This window comes from Draconibacterium sp. IB214405, from assembly GCF_033963885.1.
In the GTDB taxonomy this organism is placed as follows: domain Bacteria; phylum Bacteroidota; class Bacteroidia; order Bacteroidales; family Prolixibacteraceae; genus Draconibacterium.
Window position 1 is genome coordinate 769,120 of the sequence record NZ_JAXBMA010000002.1, and the last position, 25,282, is coordinate 794,401.

Annotated in this window: 13 protein-coding genes; all 13 read left to right on the forward strand. The window is 42.0% G+C overall.

The window, feature by feature from the left end:
• Window positions 1-20 precede the first annotated feature (20 nt).
• Window positions 21-611: an RNA polymerase sigma factor gene (locus tag SLH46_RS09395; RefSeq protein ID WP_320280922.1), complete on the forward strand. Its 591-nt coding sequence runs from the start codon at window positions 21-23 to the stop codon at window positions 609-611.
• Between the two features lie 73 nt (window positions 612-684).
• Entirely contained in the window at window positions 685-1,875 is a 1,191-nt protein-coding gene (locus SLH46_RS09400) for a FecR family protein (RefSeq protein WP_320280923.1), read from the forward strand.
• 141 nt (window positions 1,876-2,016) lie between these two features.
• Window positions 2,017-5,313, forward strand: coding sequence for a SusC/RagA family TonB-linked outer membrane protein (locus tag SLH46_RS09405; RefSeq protein WP_320280924.1), 3,297 nt, complete (start codon window positions 2,017-2,019; stop codon window positions 5,311-5,313).
• A gap of 13 nt (window positions 5,314-5,326) precedes the next feature.
• Entirely contained in the window at window positions 5,327-7,150 is a 1,824-nt protein-coding gene (locus SLH46_RS09410; RefSeq protein WP_320280925.1) for a RagB/SusD family nutrient uptake outer membrane protein, read from the forward strand.
• A 157-nt stretch (window positions 7,151-7,307) separates the two neighbouring features.
• Window positions 7,308-10,688, forward strand: coding sequence for a glycosyl hydrolase (locus SLH46_RS09415; RefSeq protein ID WP_320280926.1), 3,381 nt, complete (start codon window positions 7,308-7,310; stop codon window positions 10,686-10,688).
• A 264-nt stretch (window positions 10,689-10,952) separates the two neighbouring features.
• Window positions 10,953-11,525, forward strand: a complete 573-nt coding sequence (locus tag SLH46_RS09420) for an RNA polymerase sigma-70 factor (RefSeq protein ID WP_320280927.1) — start codon at window positions 10,953-10,955, stop codon at window positions 11,523-11,525.
• Window positions 11,526-11,585: 60 nt separating this feature from the next.
• A complete protein-coding gene (locus SLH46_RS09425) occupies window positions 11,586-12,614 on the forward strand; it encodes a FecR family protein (RefSeq protein WP_320280928.1) in 1,029 nt (342 codons plus the stop codon).
• A gap of 189 nt (window positions 12,615-12,803) precedes the next feature.
• Entirely contained in the window at window positions 12,804-16,226 is a 3,423-nt protein-coding gene (locus SLH46_RS09430) for a TonB-dependent receptor (protein WP_320280929.1), read from the forward strand.
• Between the two features lie 24 nt (window positions 16,227-16,250).
• Entirely contained in the window at window positions 16,251-17,852 is a 1,602-nt protein-coding gene (locus SLH46_RS09435; protein ID WP_320280930.1) for a RagB/SusD family nutrient uptake outer membrane protein, read from the forward strand.
• 660 nt (window positions 17,853-18,512) lie between these two features.
• A complete protein-coding gene (locus SLH46_RS09440) occupies window positions 18,513-21,854 on the forward strand; it encodes a glycosyl hydrolase (protein ID WP_320280931.1) in 3,342 nt (1,113 codons plus the stop codon).
• Between the two features lie 12 nt (window positions 21,855-21,866).
• Window positions 21,867-23,234: a neutral/alkaline non-lysosomal ceramidase N-terminal domain-containing protein gene (locus SLH46_RS09445; RefSeq protein ID WP_320280932.1), complete on the forward strand. Its 1,368-nt coding sequence runs from the start codon at window positions 21,867-21,869 to the stop codon at window positions 23,232-23,234.
• A gap of 60 nt (window positions 23,235-23,294) precedes the next feature.
• Window positions 23,295-24,320: an alpha/beta hydrolase gene (locus tag SLH46_RS09450; protein WP_320280933.1), complete on the forward strand. Its 1,026-nt coding sequence runs from the start codon at window positions 23,295-23,297 to the stop codon at window positions 24,318-24,320.
• 116 nt (window positions 24,321-24,436) lie between these two features.
• A complete protein-coding gene (locus SLH46_RS09455; RefSeq protein ID WP_320280934.1) occupies window positions 24,437-25,264 on the forward strand; it encodes an MBL fold metallo-hydrolase in 828 nt (275 codons plus the stop codon).
• Window positions 25,265-25,282: the final 18 nt, after the last annotated feature.

The window sequence follows — 25,282 nt, forward strand, 5'->3', positions numbered from 1 at the left end:
TTAAACTAAACTTTGGTATTTTGGATAAAAGTGTAGACGCAGAATACTGGCAATTGGTCTGGAATAAATTTAAAAGTGGTGATAAAACGGCTTTTAAGACTATATATGTCGAATACGTTGATTCGCTGTTCTCGTATGGTGCGCGAATAACTACGGATCGTGAATTGCTAAAAGACGCCATTCAGGATCTCTTTATCAACGTTTATACCTATGGTTCCAATCTCAGGAAGCCAGAACTCCTCGAATTTTATCTCTTTAAAACCCTCAAACGGATCATTATAAGAAAGTTGTCAGAAAAACAACACTTTTCTTCCATACAAGAAACTCCATCGCTTTTTAACCTGATCTTTTCTATCGAAGAAGAAAGTTTTAACGAAGAAGATGACGAGGCAATTCAGTTATTACAACAAGAAGTTTCGGAATTAAAACCGTCAAAGCGTGAACTGCTGTTTTTAAAATTCAACAGCAACTTAAGCTATGTTGAAATAGGTAGACTTTTAGACCTAAACCCTGACACGGTTAAAAAGCAGGTGTATAGAATTTTAAAACAGTTGCGCCGAAAGATTGGTGCTAAAATTGCTGTACTTCTGCTAATGTGTTCTAAAACATAGAAAGAAAAATTCAAAAAAGCGTCCCCTTTTCCCAAACCGCTGCTCTTATATGTGTTTAACGCAACCTATTCTTATGAACTTATATCATCAACTGATAGAGAATCCTCTGTTTTTTAAATGGATATATCATAATTCTCCAGAAATTAATGATTATTGGGAACACTTCCTACGTGAACATCCCGAAGATGCTGCGGTTATTCGTGAATTTAAGGCCGGTTTTGAACAGCATCTACAATACGACGAACATCAACTTTCGGAAAAAGAAAAGAAAGATCTGGCCATCAGAATCCTGAAAAAAATCGAGCAGGTTGACAACAAGAAGAAGTATATAAAAGTTATTCGCTTAACTATGCGTTACGCGGCCATTGCCATTCTGTTTCTTATGGTAGGAAGCGCTGTAACCTGGTATTTTTTGGAGGATACCATTTCAAATCGCTATGCAAGCTTCCCTGCTCCGCAAAATCTGAATATTCAGGAACCTACACTTATTATCGATGACCAACAGGAAGTTGCTTTAAATAAAGGAAAATCGGAACTGGAATATTCTGATGAAGGAAAAATTATTATCGATAAAAAGCAGGTTATTGAAGACGACGTTGCCAACGAGGTAAAAATGAATACCCTGGTTATTCCATATGGCAACCATTCAACAATTACCCTTTCCGATGGAACCAAAGTATGGTTAAATGCCGGTAGCCGGCTAATTTACCCTTCGCGTTTTTTGGATAAAAATCGTGAAGTGATGCTTCTTGGAGAAGCTTTTTTCGAGGTAAGCAAAATGGAAGACAAACCTTTTACAGTGAAAACCCCCGATATCGAAGTCCATGTTCTTGGAACTAAGTTTAATGTATCAGCTTACCCCGACGAAAATGTGGCACATACCGTACTTACCGAAGGCAGTGTTGAGATAAGCCACAAAAGTCAGGGTGTCTTCGATCGCAATATTGTGCTTATACCCGGCCAGTTGGCAGCTTATAACAAACAAAACTCCTCAACCAATATTTACGACGTAGAAACCGAATATTTTACCAGTTGGAAAGAAGGTTATCTAACCTTTACCAACAGCGATCTGAATCGTGTGGTAAAAAAACTGGAGCGCTATTATAACATCCACATGAGATATGATGATCCGCTTGACGGTTCACTTCGGATTTCGGGGAAACTCGATATTTCGAAAGATCAGGATGTGGTATTTGAGTACATGAATTCTTTAACCGGCTTAAACTTCGAAAAAATCAATGAAAGAAATTACCTGATAAAATAAACCGGTATATGCTGCAACATATACCGGTTGAACCAATACCATCTTATCAATAGTACTAATCAAAAACATTGTAAACTTATGAAAAAAAATTGGTTAAGTGATTCTCATGACCCGGGGATCATTAAGAAAATCTTTAGAACTATGCGTCTAACTATCATCTTACTATTCGGAATCATCTTTGCTGCAAACGCCAGTGATTCTTATGCTCAGGCAAAACGAATGAACGTAGAGTTGAAAAACAGCACTATTACTGCTGCTTTCGACTATATCGAGCACAACAGCGAATTCATCTTTTTATATAAAGACGAAGATGTACGGTCGAGCGATCTGGTTAATATTTCGCTGGAAAATGCTGATATTGAAACTATTCTGGGAGAGTTGCTTTTGGGAAGCGACCTAACTTACAACATCTACGACAGACAAGTTATTATTCGGAAAACAGACGGAGCTGTTCTCGATGGAGTGCAGGATCAGAAAAACATTACAGGGGTTGTGACCGACGAGCAGGGATTACCTCTGCCTGGTGTTACCGTAATTGTTGAAGGTACAACCATTGGTACCATTACCACTCCCGATGGTTCGTTTACATTAACCATTCCTGATGATGCACAGCAGTTGCATTTTTCTTTTGTAGGAATGAAAACCCAAATTATTCCAATAGAAGGAAAAACCAGTTTTATGGTGACTCTTGAAACTGATGCCATCGGACTGGAAGAGATTGTAACAATTGGTTATGGGGTAACAAAACGTAAAAACTTTACAGGTTCGGTTACTACAGTAAACATGGACAATTCTCCGGTTATGAATAAAGCCACAACTGATGCTTTTTCATTACTCGATGGTATTACAACAGGTATTAATTTTACAAAATCGGGTGAAGCAGGTTCCGAAACCGAGCTTTTGGTTCGCGGTCAAAAATCAATTAATGATGAAAATGACCCGGATGGTTTTAATAGCTCAGCGCCTCTGTTGGTAGTTGACGGTATTATTTTCTCCGGAAATATGAACGATATCGATCCTTCAACAGTAGAAAACATTCAGGTATTAAAAGATGCTACATCGTTGGCTGCCTACGGATCGAAAGCAGCAAATGGAGTTATCATGATAACCCGGAAAAAAGGTATTAAAGGTAAACCGCGTATTTCTGTTAATACATCTCTTGGAATTTCAAATCCAAATTATACCCCTGACATGAGAGGAGCACAGGGGTATATTGAATTAATGGATGCCCGTACTGCATCAACTACCTGGATGTCGGCATTGGAGCAGGCAAATATCGATGCCAATACACCTACCAAGTATTACGATATGATTACACGTACCGGTGTTCAGCAGAACTATTCGGTAAATGTTTCAGGTGGGGGCGAAGCAATGGATTATTTTATTGGTTCTTCGTATTTGGATAATAAAAACTTTATTGTTGGCGATCAATACAAAAGGGCCACTTTTACAGCACGGATCAATACAAAAATTAACGATTACCTTTCAGTAAGTGCCAGTTTCGATCAGGCGTTTAATAACAACGACGGTATTGCACCTAACTACGGTGCTGCAGTTACACTTTCGCCTTGGACAGAACCTACCTTACCAGACGGAAGAATAAGACTTTATGTTGATGGCCGGGAAGAAACAACGCAGCACCCCTTGTGGGATACCAAGGTTGGAAGAGACGATGAAGATCGCAGAAATTCAACGATAATTGGAGGAACTGTTGATTTTAAAATTCCGGGTATTCAGGGATTAAGCTACAAATTAACAGGTTCGTACACCACAAATACACGATTGCAGCGTGAGTTTCAATACGAAACAAACTTTGTAAACTTAGCTCTTGGTGAGGCAGGATACACACCAGAAGCACAAGCTGCTTATCTCGACAGAGCTAACGGATCGATTGAGGAAGATAAAACTACTTCATGGGTTATCGATAATATTCTTTCATATACTAATCAGTTCGACGACCACTTTATTAGTGCCACAGCGGTTTATACCCGCGACTCGAGAAGAATGGATTCGTTTGGAATGACAGGTACCGATTTCACCGGTATCGGTAACACTAATTTAGGTTTCTACGGATTATCGAATGCCGTAACTCAAGAGATTCAGGAAATTGGTTACGAGTTGCACACCGATGTTGGTTACCTTGCACGTGCAAGTTATTCGTTCAAAGACACCTACCACCTCAACGCATCTTTCCGCCGCGATGGTAGTTCGGTATTCGGATCCGACAAAAAATGGGGTAATTTCCCCGCTGTAGGTGCTGCCTGGACCGTGTCGAACGAAGCCTTCTTAAGCTCAAGCAGTTTCATCGATAATTTAAAACTAAAAGCATCGTGGGGTAAAAACGGTAACCAGACTTTACGTCCTTACGGAACACTTTCTACAATGAATGTTGGTAGAGGTGGCGGAATCGGTTATTGGTTCGATGATCAGATTTTATGGGGACAAAGCCTTGCAACATTGGGAAATACCGAGTTGGCTTGGGAAACCACTACTTCGTTTAACATCGGTACAGAAATAGATATGTACAATCGTATTCATTTAGAAATCGATGGATATAAGTCGTCTACAACCGACCAGATTTTCAGTAGAACAATCCCGGTAATGGGAGCTGGTATTACTTCGCAAATGGCCACAATGGGTAAAGTTGATAACTGGGGTATTGAAGCCGTTTTGAACACAACAAATATTGAATCGGGAGATTTTCGTTGGACCTCGGGTTTAACATTTACGCTTAACCGCAACAAATTGGTTGAACTGTATGGTGGAGACGAAGAAGACGATATAAACGCAGGTTTATTCATCGGTGAATCATTAAATGCCATTTACGGTTATGAATGGATTGGAATTGTACAGGAAGATGACACAGAATATCTTGCTGCAAACGGTGGTGAGCCGGGCGATGCAATGTATGCAAATATTGATGGAAGTGAGGATGGTGCAATTGGTGTAACCGACAGAAAAATTCTTGGTTTCGGTGGCGAGAATTTCAGATTGAGTTTAAGTAACACGTTAACTTATAAGAATTTCCAACTGTACGCTTTGTTTAACGGAATATTTAGTGGCGGAGATTATGGTTATCAGGAAAACAATTTGGCCTACATGAGTTCTGATGGTTTCCAATATCACAACATGTTAAATCACCCATGGTGGACACCGGAAAATCCTAGCGAGACTTATCCTCGTGTAAACTTTACCGATGCTCGTTATACCGCTTTGCAGAAATACACTTTTGTGCGACTTCAAGAGTTGAATTTATCTTATACGTTTGACAGAGACCTGCTTAAGAAAATTTATTTCTCAAGTCTGAAAGTATTCGTATCTGGATCTAACTTATTCTTTATTGCACCTGATTGGGAATACAGCGATCCTGAGATCAGACGTTTCAATGCAGCACAATTGCCAAGAACATTTACTCTGGGTATTAACTTCACACTCTAAACTTATTTGAACAATGAAAAATCTAAAGTATTTAATTATAGGCTTGTTAGCCATATCATCATTTTTACCGGCTTGTGAAAGTGATGAGGATTTTCTTACTGAAGATCCAAAAACGATTTATACTCCTGAAACTGCTTTCGAAAAAAGCAGCCAGGTAGATGCCCAGCTGGTTACTGCCTACCGCAAGGCCTTTAATTTGTATGGTGGTTACCGGATGTTCTGGACAGGAGCTTCAACGCAACAATTATTACATGGGCAAGGTGCCGACTTTTTCGACAATGTGTACACGGGTGCAGCAGCGCCTACAGCTAATGCGTTTTCAAATTATTCGCGTTGGTCGCCCGACTTTGCGATGTTCAACAACCTTTGGGTTGATATGTACCAGTTAATCAGTTATGCAAACCTTGCAATTGCGGGCGCAGAAATGGTTGAATGGTCAAATACAGCAGATAAAGATTTTGCTGTTGGGCAAGCCCGCTTTTTCCGTGGTTATGGCTATTTGCGTTTAGCTGAATGTTTTGGTGGTGTACCAATTGTGCAGGAAGTTAGCGAGTCGCTTAAGTTGGATTATACACGCGATAGTCGCCAAGCTGTTTACGAATTTGCGATTGCTGATTTGGAAGCAGCAGAAGCACTTCTTCCACAGTATCCTTCGCAAGATGGGCGTATTGCAAAGGGAGCCGCTAATCATTTTATTGCTGAAGCTTATTTAGCACTCGGCGTAGAAACAAACGACGGTGGGGCTTACGATAAAGCAATTGCTGCAGCAACCAAAACTATTGATGCACATCCGCTTATGACTCAGCGTTTTGGTTCACGAGCCAATCCTTCTGATATGTCAACTAATAACGGAGTTGCTGCATACCGCGAAGATGGTAACGTTTTCTTTGATATGTTTCAGGTTGGAAACTACGATTATAGCGCCGGAAATACCGAGGCAGTGTGGACTTTAGAGGCTGCAACTTTCGAAGAAGCCCAGGCAAACGGACTTATCGGGGGTTGGCCGGGAGCAAATCCTTATTACAGTATTACCGCCTTTGTTGGTCCGGTATTTCGAAATATGGTTTGGCGTTCAGATTTAGCCGAGGAGGGAGCCGCAGCCTGCCCATTTGCAGGTAATGTTGATCAGAGTATGTTCCCGGGAGGATCTACAAGTGCCTACTTAGGAGGATTTTCAACAGGAGGTACAGCCGAAACAGATTATGTTTCGAAAAAAGTATGGGCCGGTGATTACGCTGATGATATGCGTAACCTTCCGATAAACCTTCTCAGAGAGTTTTTGTGCCTCGACCAGGATCACAGCTTGTATTTGCAACCTGTTACCGAAGATATGATCACCGTTCCTGAAATGATGACTCCAATGCGTTCGAAAATTAAAATGGACGACTGGGGATGGCATTCTTCAGAAATTCCGATGCACATTAACCAGTATGGTAGAGATTGGTATGCAGTTCGTTCTGCTGAGACTTTGTTACTACGTGCTGAGGCTTATTACAGAAAAGGAAACACTGCTATGGCTGCCGACGATATCAATCAAATTCGTACCCGTGCAGAGGCTTCTAAGATGGTTTCTGCAGGCGAAGTGGATATTTATTTGATTCTTGATGAACGTGCTCGTGAATTGTGCTACGAAGAGCATCGTTTCCCAACTTTGCTTCGTATGGGTAGCAGTTCGGGATCAAACGAAGTTTTGGTTACACAACTTACCAATCATTCTCGTTTTATGGGCGATGTTCCTTATTACACCGGATCAATCAATTGGACTCTTTTCCCAATTCCTCAAACTGTTATAAACGCCAACACAGAAGGAGGTCTTGAGCAAAATCCAAACTGGTAACATTATAGGTTAAAAAGGCGAAAAGGATGGTATGTTTTTATACCATCCTTTTTCTTCAAAATGGTAGCCGTTTAGCAGGTATCCAAATACAAACTCGGAACGCAAAAAATCCATTCAATTTCAACAAGACCGTTAGTAATCTAAAAATCAATAACCAATGTTTAAAAAATCTTTCGCAGGATTTCTGATCGTCGTCTCTTTACTGGTTGTTCAGTGCGAACGAGAATCAGACCTGCAAACCCAAAATGATAATCTCGAAGAAGGATTTATAAATCCTCCAAACGAAGCTCAACCCCGTGTTTGGTGGCACTGGATGAACGGAAATGTTACCAAAGACGGAATACGAAAAGATCTGGAATGGATGCATCGAAACGGCATTGGAGGTTTCCAAAACTTTGATGCAGGAATGACGACTCCGAAAATTGTGGACGAACGTCTGGTATACATGACTCCTGCATGGAAAGATGCTTTCCGTTTTACTACCGAATTGGCCGATTCGCTGGGGCTTGAAATGGCTATTGCCGGCTCTCCCGGATGGAGCGAAAGTGGCGGTCCGTGGGTAAAACCCGAAGAAGCCATGAAAAAAGTGATTTGGAGCGAACTTCGTGTGGAAGGCGGACAAACCTTTAGCGGCGAACTACCTCATCCGCCAACAAATTCAGGGACCTTTCAAAATATGGGTGCCGAAAGTGCATTGGGTGCGGTGGACAGCGAACACCATTTAACCGAATATTACAAGGATATTTCAGTAATTGCATATCCTCTTCCTTACAATGATATTTCGATGGAAGAATTACAACCAAAAATTACATCCAGCGGAGGCAACTTTAGTCTGGCTCAATTAACTGATGGCGATTTGGTAACTTCCAGCGAGTTGGCCTACAAAAAGCCGGGAGAATTCTCGTGGATTCAATTTGAATTCAATGAACCAACAACAATACAATCGGTAACCATTGTTACCGGCGGTGGAAGAGGACAGTTTAATTTTGGAGGTGGGGGACCTGCCAGCCAAAACCTGGAAGTTAGCAACGACGGCACCAATTTTGAAAAAGTTATTGATATCAGAGGCGGAAGAACCGCACAAAAATCATTGGCTTTTGCTCCCGTAACAGGGAAATATTTCCGTGTAAACATCATCACTCCTCAACCATCAAGAGGCGGAGGTATGATGGCTATGATGGGACTGGGCGGCGGAAATCAACCAGCTCCAACAGGCACAGCAGTCATGGAACTGGTGCTGAATACAGGAGCACGAGTTAACCGTTTCGAAGACAAAGCAGGTTTTGCAACTGCCACCGATCTGGAACAAGTACCAACACCGGAAACTTCAGAGGCAGTTTCAACTGAAAATATTATCGACCTTACCGCTCAAATGGCTGAAGACGGCTCGTTGAACTGGGAAGTTCCCGAAGGAAAATGGAACATCATCCGCTTGGGATTTTCACTGACCGGCCGCGAGAATCACCCGGCTTCACCCGAAGCTACCGGTTTTGAGGTGGACAAGCTGAATGCGCAGTATGTTCGAAATTATTTTACCAATTACCTCGATCAATATAAAGATGCCACCGGCGGACTAATGGGAGAGCACGGACTACAATACATTATTACGGACAGTTGGGAGGCCGGTACGCAAAACTGGACAGACAATATGCCGGCGGAATTTAAAAACCGCCGTGGTTATGAGCTGTTTCCATGGCTACCGGCACTCACCGGAAAAGTAATTGAAAGTGCTCAAGCCACCGATAAATTTTTGTGGGATTACCGCAGAACATTGGAAGAGCTGGTTGCTGAATACCATTACGATCAATCAACCGAATTGCTTGCCGAACGAGGAATGGGCCGCTACTCCGAGTCGCACGAAGGAGGCCGCGCATTAATTGCCGACGGAATGGAAGTAAAGCGTACAGCAGCAGTTCCGATGAGTGCCACCTGGACACCGGGCGGTTTTGGAGGGCCCGGTCCTGATGTTGCCATTCGGCATAAAGCTGACGTTCGCGAGTCAGCTTCGGTTTCGCATATTTACGGACAGAAATATGTGGCTGCCGAATCGCTAACCGCTATTGGAACCGCATGGGCATGGTCGCCACGTTTGTTAAAACCGGTTGCCGATGCAGAGTTGGCCAGCGGCCTGAACCGTTTTGTAATCCATACATCAGTGCATCAACCTGTTGACGACAGAATACCCGGGCTGGGATTGGGACCATTCGGACAATGGTTTACCCGACACGAAACATGGGCCGAACAAGCTATTGCCTGGACAACTTACCTGGCACGAAGTTCGTACATGTTGCAACAGGGTAATTTTGTCGCAGATGTAGCTTACATGTATGGCGAAAGCCACAATATTACCGAACTATTTGGCGGACAATTACCACTGGTTCCTAAAGGTTACGAATATGATTTTATAAACGCCGATGCGCTGTTGAATGCCTTAAAAGTGGAAGAAGGAAAAATAACTTCGCCCGGAGGTGCAGCCTACAAATTACTCGTGCTTGACAAAAGTACAGCGCAAATGACACTCCCGGTTTTACTGCGGATTAAAGATATGGCAACAGCCGGTGCAGTTATATGCGGACCAAAACCTATCGGAACGCCAAGTTTAAGCGACGATGCTGATCAGTTTAGTGCACTGGCCGACGAACTTTGGCCCATCGAAAATGGTGTGAATACAATTGGAAAAGGCAAGATTTATAACGGGTACCCAATTAACGAGGTGTTGGAAAAAGAACAGATAGCTACAGACTTTTCTTACACCAAACCCGATGAGAACACCGAGTTGTTGTACGTGCACCGACGCATAGGCGATACCGATTTTTACTGGGTAAATAATCGCAGCAATCGTGAAGAGGAAGTTGAAGCAACTTTCAGAGTTGAAGGAAAGGAAGCCGAGATCTGGCAACCGGAAACCGGTATGATAAAAAAAGCTTCTTATTCCATAACCAATGGCATCACAACTGTTCCACTACACCTGGCACCCAACGATGCTGTTTTTGTGGTTTTTCGGAATAAAACACAAACCGATTCGTTTACAGTTCCTGAAGTCAGGGAGAATAAACTGGCTGATGTAACAGGTCCGTGGGAAGTTGGTTTCGAGTCAAAAGTTGGAGAGCCTTTCAGCGCAACTTTCGAGACGCTTTCGGCCTGGAATGAAAATGCTGACAACAATATTAAATACTTCTCCGGAGCAGGAACTTACACCAAAACAATTGATGTTCCTGCCGAATGGCTCAACGAAGGAGGAAACATTTGCCTCGATTTAGGAGAGGTTGAGAATCTGGCCGAAGTGAGTGTAAACGGCAAAGAAGTAGGAATCGTTTGGAAAAAACCATTCCGCTTGGAAATTGGGTCTGCACTTCAGGAAGGTGCCAACGAAATAGAAATTAAAGTGGTTAACCTGTGGGTAAACCGCCTCATAGGCGATGCACAGACCGATGTTACTGAAAAACTGACGTACACAACAATGCCATTTTACCAGGCAAATTCACCATTAAAAACTTCCGGATTACTTGGGCCGGTAGTAATGGTACGTACAAAATAAGACCATCAACACAAGTTTAGTTGATCTAGTTAGTTTAATATTCCGGCTGGGATTTCCCGCCGGGATATTTTTTATGGTAAGGCTTGGTTGACAGCATTGTTTTCAGTTTTGTTTATCCTTAGGAAAACAATTTTTTGCATGCATATTTTATATGCTATTTCGGTCTAAACGATTGTTCATATTATTTTTAGTTATGACGGATGTGCTTTTTTTATATTCAATTAAAGATGTTATTTTGCAAACCAAAGCTTAGAAGACTAATCAATGACATTTTCGGACAGAGAAATATTCGAAAAAATAAAAAATGGGGATGACGCGGCTTTCAGTCAATTGTTTGACGAGACCTATCCTTCGCTTTGTTTTTTTGTCAATAAATATCTCTCCGACATGGATAAGTCGAGATCGCTGGTTCAGGAATTTTTTGTCGACCTCTGGATCAATCATTCCAAAATAAATGTTCCGCACACTCCAAAGTCGTACCTTTTTAATTCGGTTAAAAATAAAACCATTGATTTTCTGAGAAAGGAAAAACGAATTGGCACTGTTGGCGAACCCGATGAAAACCTGGAGTCAACGCCATTTCGTGATTTGGTGGAAGAAGCCGAATTAAATAACAGGATCAACCAATCGATTCAGGAACTGCCGGAAAAGTGTCGCGAGATTTTTGTTCTTTGCCGTTTCGAGGGATTAAAATATGCCGAAATTGCCCAAAAACTCGACATATCTATTAAAACGGTTGAAATGCAAATGGGAATTGCGTTAAAAAAATTACGTAAAAATCTTTCTGATTACCAGATGTTTAATCTCCTGGTGTTTGTTTTTTCAAAAAAAAATTAAATCTGTTTACAGGGTGAGATTAAAAATTTTCGTCTTGTAGATAATTAAACTGATAATTAAGTGAACGAACTAAGTCATAACTTGGATGTAGATGGCCTTTCGGCTAAATTTCTTTCTGGCAACATGTCTTTGGAAGAACAGAAAGAATTTAAAAACTGGCTGAATACTTCAGAGGAAAATAAAAAGGCTTTTCTGAAAAATAAAAAAGTTTGGGAGCAAACGCAGCTCCAACTTGTTTCGGAAAAAATTGCGGAGGATAAAATAAACGTACTTCGTAAACTTCATTCGCACCAAACCCGAATCTTGTCTCGTTCGCGTCGTCAACTACTCATTTACAAACTTGCGGCTGTTGTGGCAATTCCGCTCACTTTTGCCATCAGTTGGTATTTCTTGAATACCGGCAGTGTTCAACAACCGCAATTGGCACAAACAATTTGCGAAGTAACTGCCCCAAAAGGGCATGTTGCAAAATGTATTCTTCCCGATGGAACGGAAGTGTGGGTTAACACCGGTTCGTCGCTTACTTACGATGCTGGTTCGTTTAACGGCAACCTTCGTGAAGTTGAATTGACCGGTGAAGCGTATTTCGAGGTGGCAAAAAATGTGGAAAAGCCATTTACTGTAAAAACTGAAATGGCCAACATTCTTGTTACCGGAACATCGTTTAACGTAAAAGCCTATTCCGGCAGCGATGTGTTTGAGACTATTTTAGCCGAAGGTGGTATTGATATGGAAGTTAACAACACTTCTTCCAAACAGAAAATAAGCCTGGTACCCGGCGAAAGAGCAGTTTATTCTGAGGAGTCGAATAAGATCGCTATCGACAAAGTGGAGCCTGAATTTTTTACTTCGTGGAGAAACGGCGAACTGCTATTTAAAGATGCAACACTTAACGATTTGATTGTTGAGCTGGAACGAATTTACGACATCGATTTTCATCTTACAGATAAAAAGTTGGGAGAGTTCCGTTTCAGGGGAATGTTTAGCTACAACAACAACCTGATTGAAGCTTTGGAAAAGGTTAAACGAACGGCACAAATTGATTACCGAATTGAAAATAAGGAAGTATGGCTGACTAAGAAAGAGTGACCTGCTTCACGAACAACTAATAAACTTTAAAACTATAAACTATGACTAAAAACATTCGCTTCGGATAGCAAGACCGATACGGGATCTCCGTATACAAAAAAAGAGGAAATGCTACCAACATATTCCTCTTTTGATAAATCTCATTAGCCTGTGAGCTAAATCAATTTATTAACAAAAACAATCAAATTTATGAAAAAAAAACCAGAAGCATTGGGGATGTTGTATCCTTATGCTAAAAAAATGATGTTAATTATGAGGTTAACAATTTTCCTTGTTTTAGTGTCAGTCTTAGCCAGTACGGCTAGCGTGTATTCGCAAACGACTAAACTCACTGTTAAAGTAAAAAACAGTAAAATAGCTGAGGTATTCGATGCCATCGAACAACAAAGCGATTTTTACTTCTTTTATAACCGCGATCAGTTCGACGACAATCAAATCGTAACGATTGATATGACAGGAAAGACCGTGGAAGAAATTCTTGACGAATTATTCGACGGAAAATCAGTAACGTATGAAGTTGTTGATAAAGACATCCTGATTAAAACCGTTGACGAAAAGGTAAAGGATAATGTTAATTCCGATTTACGTCAGGAAAAATCAGTAAGTGGTAAGATTGCTGACAGAAGCGGAGAGCCGCTGCCGGGTGTTACTGTCGTTGTAAAAGGAACAACAAACGGTACAATTACTGATTTTGACGGTAACTATACAATTACAAATGTTCCCGACGGAGCAACGCTGCAATATTCGTTTGTAGGTATGAAACTTCAGGAAATTGCCGTTGGCGAACAAAGTGTTATTAATATTACAATGGAAGAAGAAACCATTGGTATTGAAGAGGTTGTGGCTATTGGTTACGGTGTTCAGAAAAAAAGTAGTGTTACCGGTGCAATTGCGTCGGTTGATGCAGAAGAAATGAAAAACCGCTCTACAAATAATGTTGGACAGGCCATGCAAGGTAAAGTATCGGGTGTTCAAATTATGAATATGTCAAGTGCTCCGGGTGCCGATCCTACTTTTAGGGTTAGGGGTTACTCAAGTAACGGTGCTAATTCTGATCCGCTTTACATTGTTGATGGTTTGAAAGTGAAAAGTATCAGTTACCTCGATCCTTCAAGCATTGAATCGATTGAAGTATTAAAAGATGCTGCCTCAGCTGCTATCTACGGGGCCGAAGCCGGTAACGGTGTTGTGCTTGTTACAACCCGCGAAGGAAGTAGGGGAAGAAGCCGCTTCTTTGTTAATTCATTGTATGCCAGCCAAAGTCCACGGAAAAAACTCGATTTTATGAACGGCGACCAGTTTACTGCCTACTGGCAGGAAGCAGGTTATCCTGCATCTTCGTTTCAGGGTGCAAACACTGACTGGCAGGATGTGATGTTTGAAACCGGTCAACGAATGACACATACCATTGGTTTTGAGGGTGGATCTGAAAAAGCAACTTTTTATGCCGCTTTAACTTATAACAGCGAAGACGGTATGATAGTAGGCGATCAGGATACATACAAACGTATTGCCGGTCAGATAAATGCTACCTACCAGGTTAACGATTGGTTGAAAATTGGAACTAACACCTCTATTGAAAGAGCCGAGATTGTGAGTGTTTCTTCAAATATCATTACTTCTTCAGGTAGTGTGGTTGGTGGAGCTTACTTCTTCGATCCAACCGTTCCGGTAAATTATGCAAATGATGCAGATGCTCCTGTTGGACTTGGCCAGTTGGCTTATGAAGCGGGTGGTGGTTATATTGATCGCAGCGAAGATGGATTGTTATACGGAGAATCAATTTTAATGCAATCGGATTTATGGAATCCGTTATTGATGAAAAATAACTACACCAATGAATCATGGAGATCGAATATTAATGGTTCTGCATATTTGGAAGTTACTCCAATTGAAGGTCTTGTTTATACCTCGAGGTTGGGTTACCGTTTTGGTACTGATATGGTATCGAACTATACAAGTGCATTTTACCACAACCCTGTTCAGAACCGCGCACGCGGAGGTTTAAGTGCAAGCGCTACGCATAATTTCTATTATCAGTGGGAAAACTTCGCTAACTATAGTTTTTCTTTAGGAAGTAATGATTTCAATGCCATGGCAGGTATGCAATATGTGAACGACAATAACTCGTATGTGTTGGGTAGCAGTGCGTTATTGGCAAGCGATGAAGAAAATTATCGTTACCTGGATTATTCTGACGCCGCCGCAACTGACGCTGTTGGCGGAAATAATTTGGATAGACGAAGCATTTCATATTTCGGACGATTCGAATGGAATTATCAAGGTAAATATATGTTGCAGGGAACATTCCGTGCAGATGCTTTCGATGCATCCAAACTGGCACCAGAAAATCGCTGGGGATATTTTCCTGCATTTTCAGCAGGTTGGGACATTTCAAGAGAAAGTTTTATTGAGGATTTAAACCTGGGATTCTTAAACCAGTTTAAAGTTCGTGGTTCGTGGGGTATAAACGGTAACGTTACTGTATTGAATAACTATCCATATTCTCCTTCATTATCGCTCGGAGATTCTTACTACAGCTTTATAAACCAGTTAGTGTCTGGTGCTTTGCCGGCAAACCAACTTCCTAACCCGGAGCTTGTTTGGGAAAAATCAAAACAAACCGATATCGGTTTTGACAGCCGCTTCCTGAACGATAGGCTGACTCTTAATGTGGATTATTTTATTAAAACCACAGAAGGACTTTTGGCAACAGGACCAGCTCCTGTAGTTTCAGGTACCAGTACAGTAATGAGAAACAGCGGTAAAATTGAAAACCGTGGTTTGGAAATCGACATGGGGTGGAAAGGCCAGGTTGGCGATTTCAAATACAGCATTATCGGTAACTTCTCAACTGTGAACAACGAGGTTCTTGAAAGTCCGTATGGCGAAGGTCGTCAGTTCGGTGGTGGTGGATTCATCTCCGGTTTTGTTGGCGGTGGTGGTACCTATTTCGAAAAAGGTTACCCAATCTGGTATCTAAGAGGTCGTGTTCTTGACCACTACGATGGAGACACAGGTCTTCCTGTATGGAAAACAGCAGAAGAGTTAGGTACAGACGATGGAATGGATTATTTGGGTTCTGTTATTCCTGATTTCTCTTATGGTTTTACTTTCTCTGCAGAATACAAAGGTGTTGATTTAAGAGTGTTCGGAATGGGTCAGGAAGGTAGCGAACTAAGTTGGGCGATCAACAGATTTGACCAACCGATTATGAACTACCCAACAATGTTGTACAACGATCGTTGGACTCCAACAAATACTGATGCAAAATATGCATCGCCACAGGTTTATACAACTGGTCCGGCTATCGCTGCATACGGTGGATCTGATGTGTTTGTGTATGATAATTCATTCTTCAAAATCAAAGAAATCCAGTTAGGTTATTCATTACCAGCTGATTTGCTTAGTAAAGTCAAGATTTCTCAAATGAGAGTTTATGTATCGCTGGAGAATTATTTCACTTCTACAAACTATCCGGGTATCGATCCTGAATCAATGGCTGGTGTTACAGCTGGCGACGATCCTAATTTAGCTGGTGGTATGGGAATCGACAGGGTTCAGTATCCATCAATGAAACAAGCTACGTTCGGTATAAATGTATCGTTTTAACCAATTAAATTAATGAAGACAACTATGAAAAAGATAATATCATCAATATTCGTTTTGTATTGCGGGATGTTTTTACTGAATTCCTGCGATGAAGGACTGTTGGAAGTGGAGCAACATGGTGCGCTCAATCCGGACACTTATTATGCTAACGCAACCGATGCTGATGCAAATCAATTAATAGCAGCCGTATATACAACGATGTATGACATGTCGGGTAACAGTGTTACCGATGGTGATGACGGGGTTACAAGAACTGCCAATACAAATGTCAACTCACAGAATGCCGGTTCAAACGGTACATTCACATCGTTATACCGGGTAAATTACCTGTGTAACCTGATCATCGAGAATCTGACTCCGGATTCTGATATCAAAAAGCAGGTAATTGGAGAAGCCTATTTTTGGCGCGCTAATGCCTATGTCGATTTGATCATGGGGTGGGGAACTCCTCCGCTTGTTGATCATGTATTGGCAACAGATGAATTGGAGCCAACAAATGGAAGTTCTGCTGAGCTTTGGGCATATGTAGAGAGCAGTTTGGCAGAAGCAATTTCTATGCTTCCTGCAAAACCAGGATTAGGTCAGCAAGAAGCAATCGGTGGACGTGTAACAAAAGGTTCTGCTACTGCCTTGCTGGGAAAAGCCCTGCTGTATAAAAAAGATTATGCAGCTGCAGTTTCAACCTTAAAACCACTCATCAGTTCAGGATTGTATGCTTTGGAAACTGACTACCTTGATTTATGGCATGTTGCTTCAGACTTCAGCGATGAATACATGTGGGAATGGAACATGGACGACGCTGACCAAGCCAACTTCGAGAACCAGGGAGATACCAGGGCAATTAACCTGACTTGGAGAGCTGAAAACGTTACTGTTCCTGGTGGTCTTGGCGTTTCAGGATTTGGTGGCGCCGACTACGGTAAAGATTTCTACGATTTTATGATTGACCACGATGGTAAAAACAATCGTTACCTGGGTACAATTTGGGATTATGAAGATATCCTGGATCGTTTTGTAGAGTTAGGTCTTGCAGCAGATCGTACAGCAGCTATCGACGAATTCTGGGGTGCTGCACCAATTATGCAGAACTGCCAGGGATATTTCCGTATCAAAATGGTTCCATGGGGACCACATCCTGAAATTGAAGGTTGGGTAAGTGATGTTTACGACTGGAACTGGGCTGATGAGATTCACTCAAAAGCAAACTGGCCGGGAATGCGTTACTCCGAAGTTCTCCTTATTTATGCTGAAGCTTGTTTAGGTGCAGGAACAAACACTGCAGAAGGTTTGGCTGCAATCAACGAGGTTCGCGAAAGAGCAGGAATTGCAGTACTTGGATCATACGACCTTGATGACGTAAAAGACGAAAGACGTGCTGAATTGGTTAGTGAAGGTGTTCGTTACTTAGATTTGAAAAGATGGGGTGACGCAGCTACAGAAACAGCCGGTTTGGCAGCTTATACATACACTTTTGAAGGTTATGATGGTGCATCTACCGATTACAAGGTAACACCAACAGCTGTTCCTGAGTGGAGCGATTTCGTGGTAGGCCGCGATGAGCTTAACCCGTTCCCTTACAACGAAATGTTGTTGAATCCGAATATTGTTCAAAATCCAAACTGGTAAGAATAATTCGAAAACTGATATAATGCGGTAACCACTTTATGAAGGTGGTTACCGCTAATTTTCCAAAGCCAAGAAAACATAAAATTCAAGTGCCCTGATTCAGGACAGGTTGGTTGAAAGACTACCGTTTCGTTCGTATAACGACAACTGAAAAGAGAAGAATTGAACCTGATAATTCATCGTTCTTTTTGCCGCTTAAAGCATTTAAAAACCGATGAATTTCGAAGCTCATTGAATGTGTTAACACTCAACTGATATTATGATAGCTGAAAATACTGGATAATAAAGTCTTAGTATTTGAAACAGAATACGTTGTAGCTGTTGTGTAGCATGGGAAAAGAATAGATTATAATTAACCTTTTGCGCAAAAATAAGGTCAAACACTTTAAGTGTTAGCAACAACAAATAGACCATAAAGAACTAAATAAAAATGAAACTAAACCGCATTGGATATTCGAAGAGCATACTGAATTCAGAAATTATGCAGATAGGTACATAACGTTTTGATTTCAATATGGTTAAGAAAGACTCTGATGGAATTGAAAGTTACTCATAAGTTATAGTTTAGACTTTAGTTAGAAATATTCCGGCAGGCAATGCCTGCCGGGGTATTGATTTTGAGAAAGGAATTTTAAGAGAACACCAATAATACAATCAAAAATGAATATAAAAGTATTACCACTTGTTTTAGTTTTTTCCATGCTGTTTACCTCCTGCACACAGGTGGATAAGCAGGAAGGAATAGCACTTGAACAAGGATTTAATAATGTGCCCGATGCGGCCAAACCACGTGTTTGGTGGCACTGGATGGGAGGAAACGTTGCCTGGGAAGGCGCAAAAGCCGATATGGACTGGATGACACGCGTTGGTATTGGCGGTTTGCAATGTTTCCACGCCGGAATGGGGCAGGGACCCGAAAATTCCGTGGTTGAAAATTACTATCCATACATGTCGGATGGATGGAAGTCTGCTTTTGCAAAATCAGCCGCTTATGCCGATCAGTTGGGACTTGAATTTGCAACTGCCGCATCACCAGGCTGGAGTGAAACCGGTGGCCCGTGGGTTGAACCCGAAGATGGTATGAAAAAAATGGTGTATGCCGTTACTAAAGTTGAAGGCGGTAAACCATACACTGGGATTTTAAATCATCCGCCGGTAGTAACCGGAGTTTATCAAACCAGCACAGGTGGTTCCGGTCACCAGGGAAATATGGGTGCAGAAAAACCACAGTTGTATAAGGATCAGAAAGTATTGGCTTTTCAGGTTGCAGATGGTGAAATTCTTCCAACGCCTAAAATTATTGCAAGCGGAGGTATGGTAAATGCCGTAGCTCTTTCCGATGGTTTTTACGATCATCCGGGAATTACCCTTCCTGCAGCAAAAGAAGAAGGCGGAATTTCGTGGATTCAGTTTGACTATGGAAAGCCGGTTACCGTAAGAGGACTGGTTTTATCGGCTCAGGCTCGTGGTCCGGTGGGTTATAAACTGGAATCGAGCAACGACGGATCGAACTGGACTGATACAGGTGCCGACATTCGTGGAGGAGGAGTGGCTCACACTAACTCTGTTGACAATGTGAATGCCCGCTACTTCCGTTTTGTAAGCATTAAACAACCGCCGTCTCCACCAGCTCCGTGGTTCCGTTGGTCGTTTGGACCACCACCACCGGCTCCGGCAGCAATCAATTTTACTGAATTAACATTGTTGGGAACACCAACCGTTCATTCGTTTGAGCAAAAAGCAGCCTATTTCTCTGATCATTCAAGCAGTGGCTACTACAACTTACCAAGCGGAACTGCCGGAACTGATGAAGCAATAAAAACTGCTGAAGTATTGGATTTAACTGATCAATTGAACGAAGACGGAACTTTAAATTGGACACCTCCTGCAGGTCAGTGGATGGTACTTCGTGTTGGTTATTCGCTTACCGGTGCACAAAACCGTCCTGCCGCTCCTGAAGCTACAGGTTTGGAAGTGGATAAACTCGATTCGGCAGCGATAAAACGTTACATGGATTACTACATCGATATGTATCGCGAAGCTGCAGACGGCCTTGTTGGCGAGAAAGGATTACATGCCTTGATGTTCGACAGCTGGGAATCTGGTTTTGCCAACTGGACTCCAAAAATTCTTGAAGGTTTCCAACAGAATATTGGTTACGATCCAACTCCATGGGTGCCTGCTTTGGCCGGTTACGTTGTGGAAAGTCCGGAGAATACAGATAAATTTTTGTACGACTGGCGTCGCAATATTCAACTGATGTTGAAACAACATCACTACGATTTCCTTACCCGTTATTTGCACGAAATTGGCATGATACGTTACGGAGAAGCGCACGAAGCCGGTTTTGCAACCATGGGCGAAGGAATGGAAATGAAACAAACTGCCGACATTCCGATGGGTGCGATGTGGATGCACCACGAACCGGGTTATATGGAAGGCAACTATTTTAACGACAACCAGGAATCGGCTTCGGTTGCTCACATTTACGGACAAAATATTGCAGCTACCGAATCATTCACCGGCGGTCCGGCTTACGGAACAGCGCCATGGGATTTGAAATCAACTGCTGATGCTATTTTACTTTCGGGTTCAAACCGATTTGTAATTCACACTTCAGCTCACCAGCCAATCACAAGAGGACCTGGTGTTACATTGGGCGTTGGCCAAATGTTCTCGCGTAACGAAACATGGGCCGAGCAATCAAAAGTTTGGATCGACTATCTGTCACGTTCATCATACATGTTGCAAGCCGGTAAAGCAGCCAACGATATTGCACTTTTCTACGGCGAAGAATCATCGATGACCGCGATTTACGGAAACGACTTTAAGCTTCTTCCTGACGGTTACCGCTACGATTTTGTAAGTGCCGATGTGGTAATGAATATGCTTTCTGTTGAAGACGGAGCGTTGACCACTAAATCTGGAATGAACTACAAAGCGATTTTCTTAGGTAGAGGTGCTACAAAAATGACACTTCCTGTTTTAACTAAAATGAAGGACTTTGTTGAGCAAGGTGCTGTTGTAATTGGAACTCGCCCTGAAGGTTCTCCAAGTCTGGCTGATGATCCTGCAGAAGTTAAAGAAGTACTTGATATTCTTTGGCCGGGCGGTGCCGTTGCAAGCGTTGGAAAGGGTAAAGTTTTCAATACCGATGATTCAGGCGCAGCATTCAACGAAATTGGTTTGGAACCTGACTTTACTTACGAATCACCGGTTGCCGACAGCGACGTAATGTTCCTGCACCGCAAATTGAATAACGGTGGAATTTACTTCGTAGCAAGCCAGACTGCTAACGTAGAAACCATCAAAGCCAGCTTCCGCATAAGTGGATACAAAGCTGAATTGTGGGATCCTGCAACAGGGAAAATCAGTCCTGTATCGTATGAGTTCGATGGCGAACGTACAAATGTTACAATTCCGCTCGATAGTTTTGGATCGATCTTCGTGGTATTCCGCGAAAAAACAAAACAAAGCAGTGTGAGCATTCCTGTTCCAACCGAAAGAGTGATAACTCAATTGGAAGGTCCTTGGCAGGTTGAATTCCAGGCTGAGCGTGGTGCACCTGCATCTGCAACTTTCGATAAGCTGATCGATTTCCGCGAAAGTGATAACGACAGAATTAAATATTTCTCTGGAATTGCCAACTACAAAAAATCGGTTGACGTTGCACAGGAAACAATCGATAAAGGAGATGTCGTTATCGACCTTGGTTTGGTGAACAATCTGGCCGAAGTTTGGGTGAACGGTCAATTGGCCGGAACAACATGGAAACCTCCTTACCGCGTTGATATCACTGATTTTATAACTGCCGGTTCTAACGAAATCGAAATCAAAGCAGTAAATACCTGGGTGAACCGTTTGATCGGAGATGCACAACCTGGTGTTGGCGACGATGAAAAAATTACATTGACAACACGACCATTCTACCGTGCTAATTCACCATTGGTACCTGCCGGATTGGTCGGTCCTGTTGAAATTATGAGTTTAGCAACCAACTAAAAATTTATACAGATGAAACGTAAAAATACAATCAAACTTATTCTTTGGGGCCTGATCCTGTTTATGGCTTGTCCGGCATTTGCCCAAACCGGTTTAAAAGTAGGGGCAGCAAAAGTAGATATCACACCAAAACAAAGCGACCTGAAGAGCTCGACTGATATAATTCGCGACAATCTTTATGTTCGCGCTATTTATATCGATAACGGTACAAATTCAGCTGTTTTAGTAGCTATCGATGCCGGCGGTATTCATGAAATTGATGATGTACTGGCGAAATCTTCAGCATCAACAGGATGTCCGGTGCAAAACTATGTAGTTACCGGAACGCATACACACAGTGGTAACACCGGAGGTCTTTTTAACGGAGCACCTACTGCGGAAACAATTGCCGATGCCATTGTTGCTTCTGTCGATCAGGCGAAGGCTAATATGGCGCCTGCTCGCGTAGGTTACGGAACTACGGAAGTTGATCTGAACGTAAACCGCGATAATTTTGATGAGAATTTAGAATGGCATCAAACCGCAAATTGGGATGGTCCTTCAGATAAAACGCTGGCAGTAATAACTTTCCTTGGCGAAGGCGATGTGCCAATTGCAGTGTACATGAATTACGCCATGCACCCGGTTAATTTCTTTATTAGTGGTGTTGTTAGTGCCGATTTCCCGGGCGACGCAACGAAATATGTAGAAGACATGTTCGAAGGGAAAACTGTGGCTTTGTTTAGCCAGGGAGCTTCCGGCGACCAAAACCCCAAAATGGCATACACTTCTATTTTTCAGGAGGGTCAGATTAAAGGCGTGTTACCTCCACCAGTTGAGCCTACGACCGGCCGCCAACCTTCATTTGAAGGACCGGGTGAAATTCCGGCCGACCAACTTGAGGCGCATAAAAAAGTTGTTGATCGTAAAAGCGACTATGTACACATGTTAGGCACTACTTTGGGCAACAACGCTGTACAGGTTATGCTTTATCATACGCAATATGAAAAGAGTTCGAAGATCTGGTGTAAAAAAGAGGATGTAGTTTGTCCTGGCCGTGTTCGTATCGATACTAAAGGTCGCGAGAATTACGATCCGGGTTATAAAGACGGACCGGATGTACATATTGGTTTGGGGTTGGTTCAAATTGGCGATATAAATCTGGTAACCGTTAGTGGGGAAGTGTATTCTGAGATCGGAATGCGCCTGAAAGCTGAGTCTCCTGCATCTAAAACAATGATGGTTACATTGACCAATGGAACGCGTACAGGATATATTTATTCTACTCAGGCCAGTACTCATCTTACTTTCCAGGTAATTGGTTCAAACCTTAAACCCGGATATGCTGAACCGGCAATTGTGAATACCGCAATTGGAATGATGGAAGAATCAAAACTTTAAAAAGTTAGAGAGACATTAGGTGTTTGGAATAATATTTTGAGCAATTTAAAATTAAAACAAATGAAAAGATTTACGATTCTCTGTTTATTTTTATTGTGTATGAGTGCAATCACTTATGCTCAGGGAGGTTCAAATGGTTTATTGATGCCCAAATTCATAAAACCAACTGATAACAGTACCAGTACCCTTTTAACAGATTTATCAAAAGAACGGCATTTCTTCAGGGAACTTCCAGCCGACAGCGAAATGAATCTGCTAAAAGATGTTGTATTTCACGAGACAAAAAGTATCGACGGTGATCCGATGTCGCTAAAAATGGACATTCTTACCTACAAGGATAATAAGGTTCGTCCGTGTGTGGTTTATGTTATTGGGGGTGGCTTTTCTTTTGCTGCAAAAGAGCGAAATCTTTACGATCGTTACGAAATTGCTAAAGCCGGTTATGTTGTGGCAAGCGTGCAGTACCACGTTATCAGCACCGGAATTTATAGCGACGCCGTTAAAGATGTAAAAGCCGCAATTCGTTTTATGCGCGCCAATGCCAAAGAATACGGAATCGATCCTGAAAACATTGGTATTTGGGGTGAATCGGCAGGTGGCTATTTAACAGCGATGGTGGCCACAACAAACGGCGAAAAACAGTTTGAAGAAGGCGCTTATCTTGATCAAAGTAGCGATGTAAAAGCAGCAGTTGATGCTTACGGTTTATCAGATCTTACAAAAATTGGAGCCGACTTTGATGAAGAAGCAGAAAAGGCACATTTTACAGTCATATCTCCCGACGGGCAATTTATTCACGGCAAAAACAGTGGGCTAACAAGCCTTGACAAGCCGGAAGTTGTAGCCAAAGCAAACCCGATAACTTATGTGGACAAGAACGATCCGCCATTTCTGCTATTCCATGGAACAAACGATATGGCCGTTTCTCCAAGCCAAACATTGTTATTGCACAATGCTTTACGCGATAAAGGTGTTTCATCAACACGCTATGTACTCGACGGGGCAGGACATGCTAGTGCAGAGTTTTCTGATCCGCAGGTAATTAATATCATCATTGACTTCTTGGATGAACATTTGAAACAATAGCCTTTTAATATCTGATGAATGTTAAAAATGGGTAAAGTAAATTCCGTTTGAGAATAAACTTCTTTTAGTATAAATAGTCAAAAACTTAATTTCAAAAACCAATAAAACATATACTTATGAAAAAATTAGTAGTTCTAATCATTGTGATTTTAATTACCCAGATCACTTTGCTGGCACAACCATCCTTTCAAATTGAGGGAGAAGAAGTCTTCGCAAACGATGATGTCGTCTTTCATAAAATAGATGAACATACCTGGGTGGGAACCGGTAAAGCCATGTCGAACGAGAGTTTGTATTTGGTTGAAGGAAACGAGAAATCGTTGCTGATTGATGCCGGAACAAACATTAAAGGCCTGGATAAAATAGTTGCGTCGATCACTTCAAAACCATATACAGTGGTGGCTACGCACGTACATCCAGATCATACCGGTCCATCGATCGACGTGTTTTCCGAGATCTATATCAATGAGGCCGATACAGTTGGAATTCCACAGTTTATGCCTAATTACAAAGGTGAAGTAAAATTCCTGAAAGACGGTGAGGTGTTTGATCTTGGCGGAAGAAAAATTGAGGTGGTTTTTACTCCCGGTCATACACCCGGATCGACAACTTTTATCGATAAAGCTGCCAAATACGGTTTCAGCGGCGACTCGTTTGGGTCGGGTAATTTATTACTGACTACCAATTTCTCTACTCTGCAAAGTACCTGTGAGAAAATGAGTAAAGTAATGGCTGATAACGGTATCGCTGAACTTTATCCCGGTCACTTTTTCGGAGGAAATAAAGAAACCAAAAAGCGGGTTGACGATCTTGAAAAAATAAGTGATGAAGCGTTATCCGGAGAATTAAAAGGAGATGAGAATCCACAGGGATTTTTGGGGCTTAATCTTTTAATTAATCGCGATGGTGTTCGTGTAAATTACAGCGCTCAAGCTTTAAAATAATCAAACAATCACTCAATA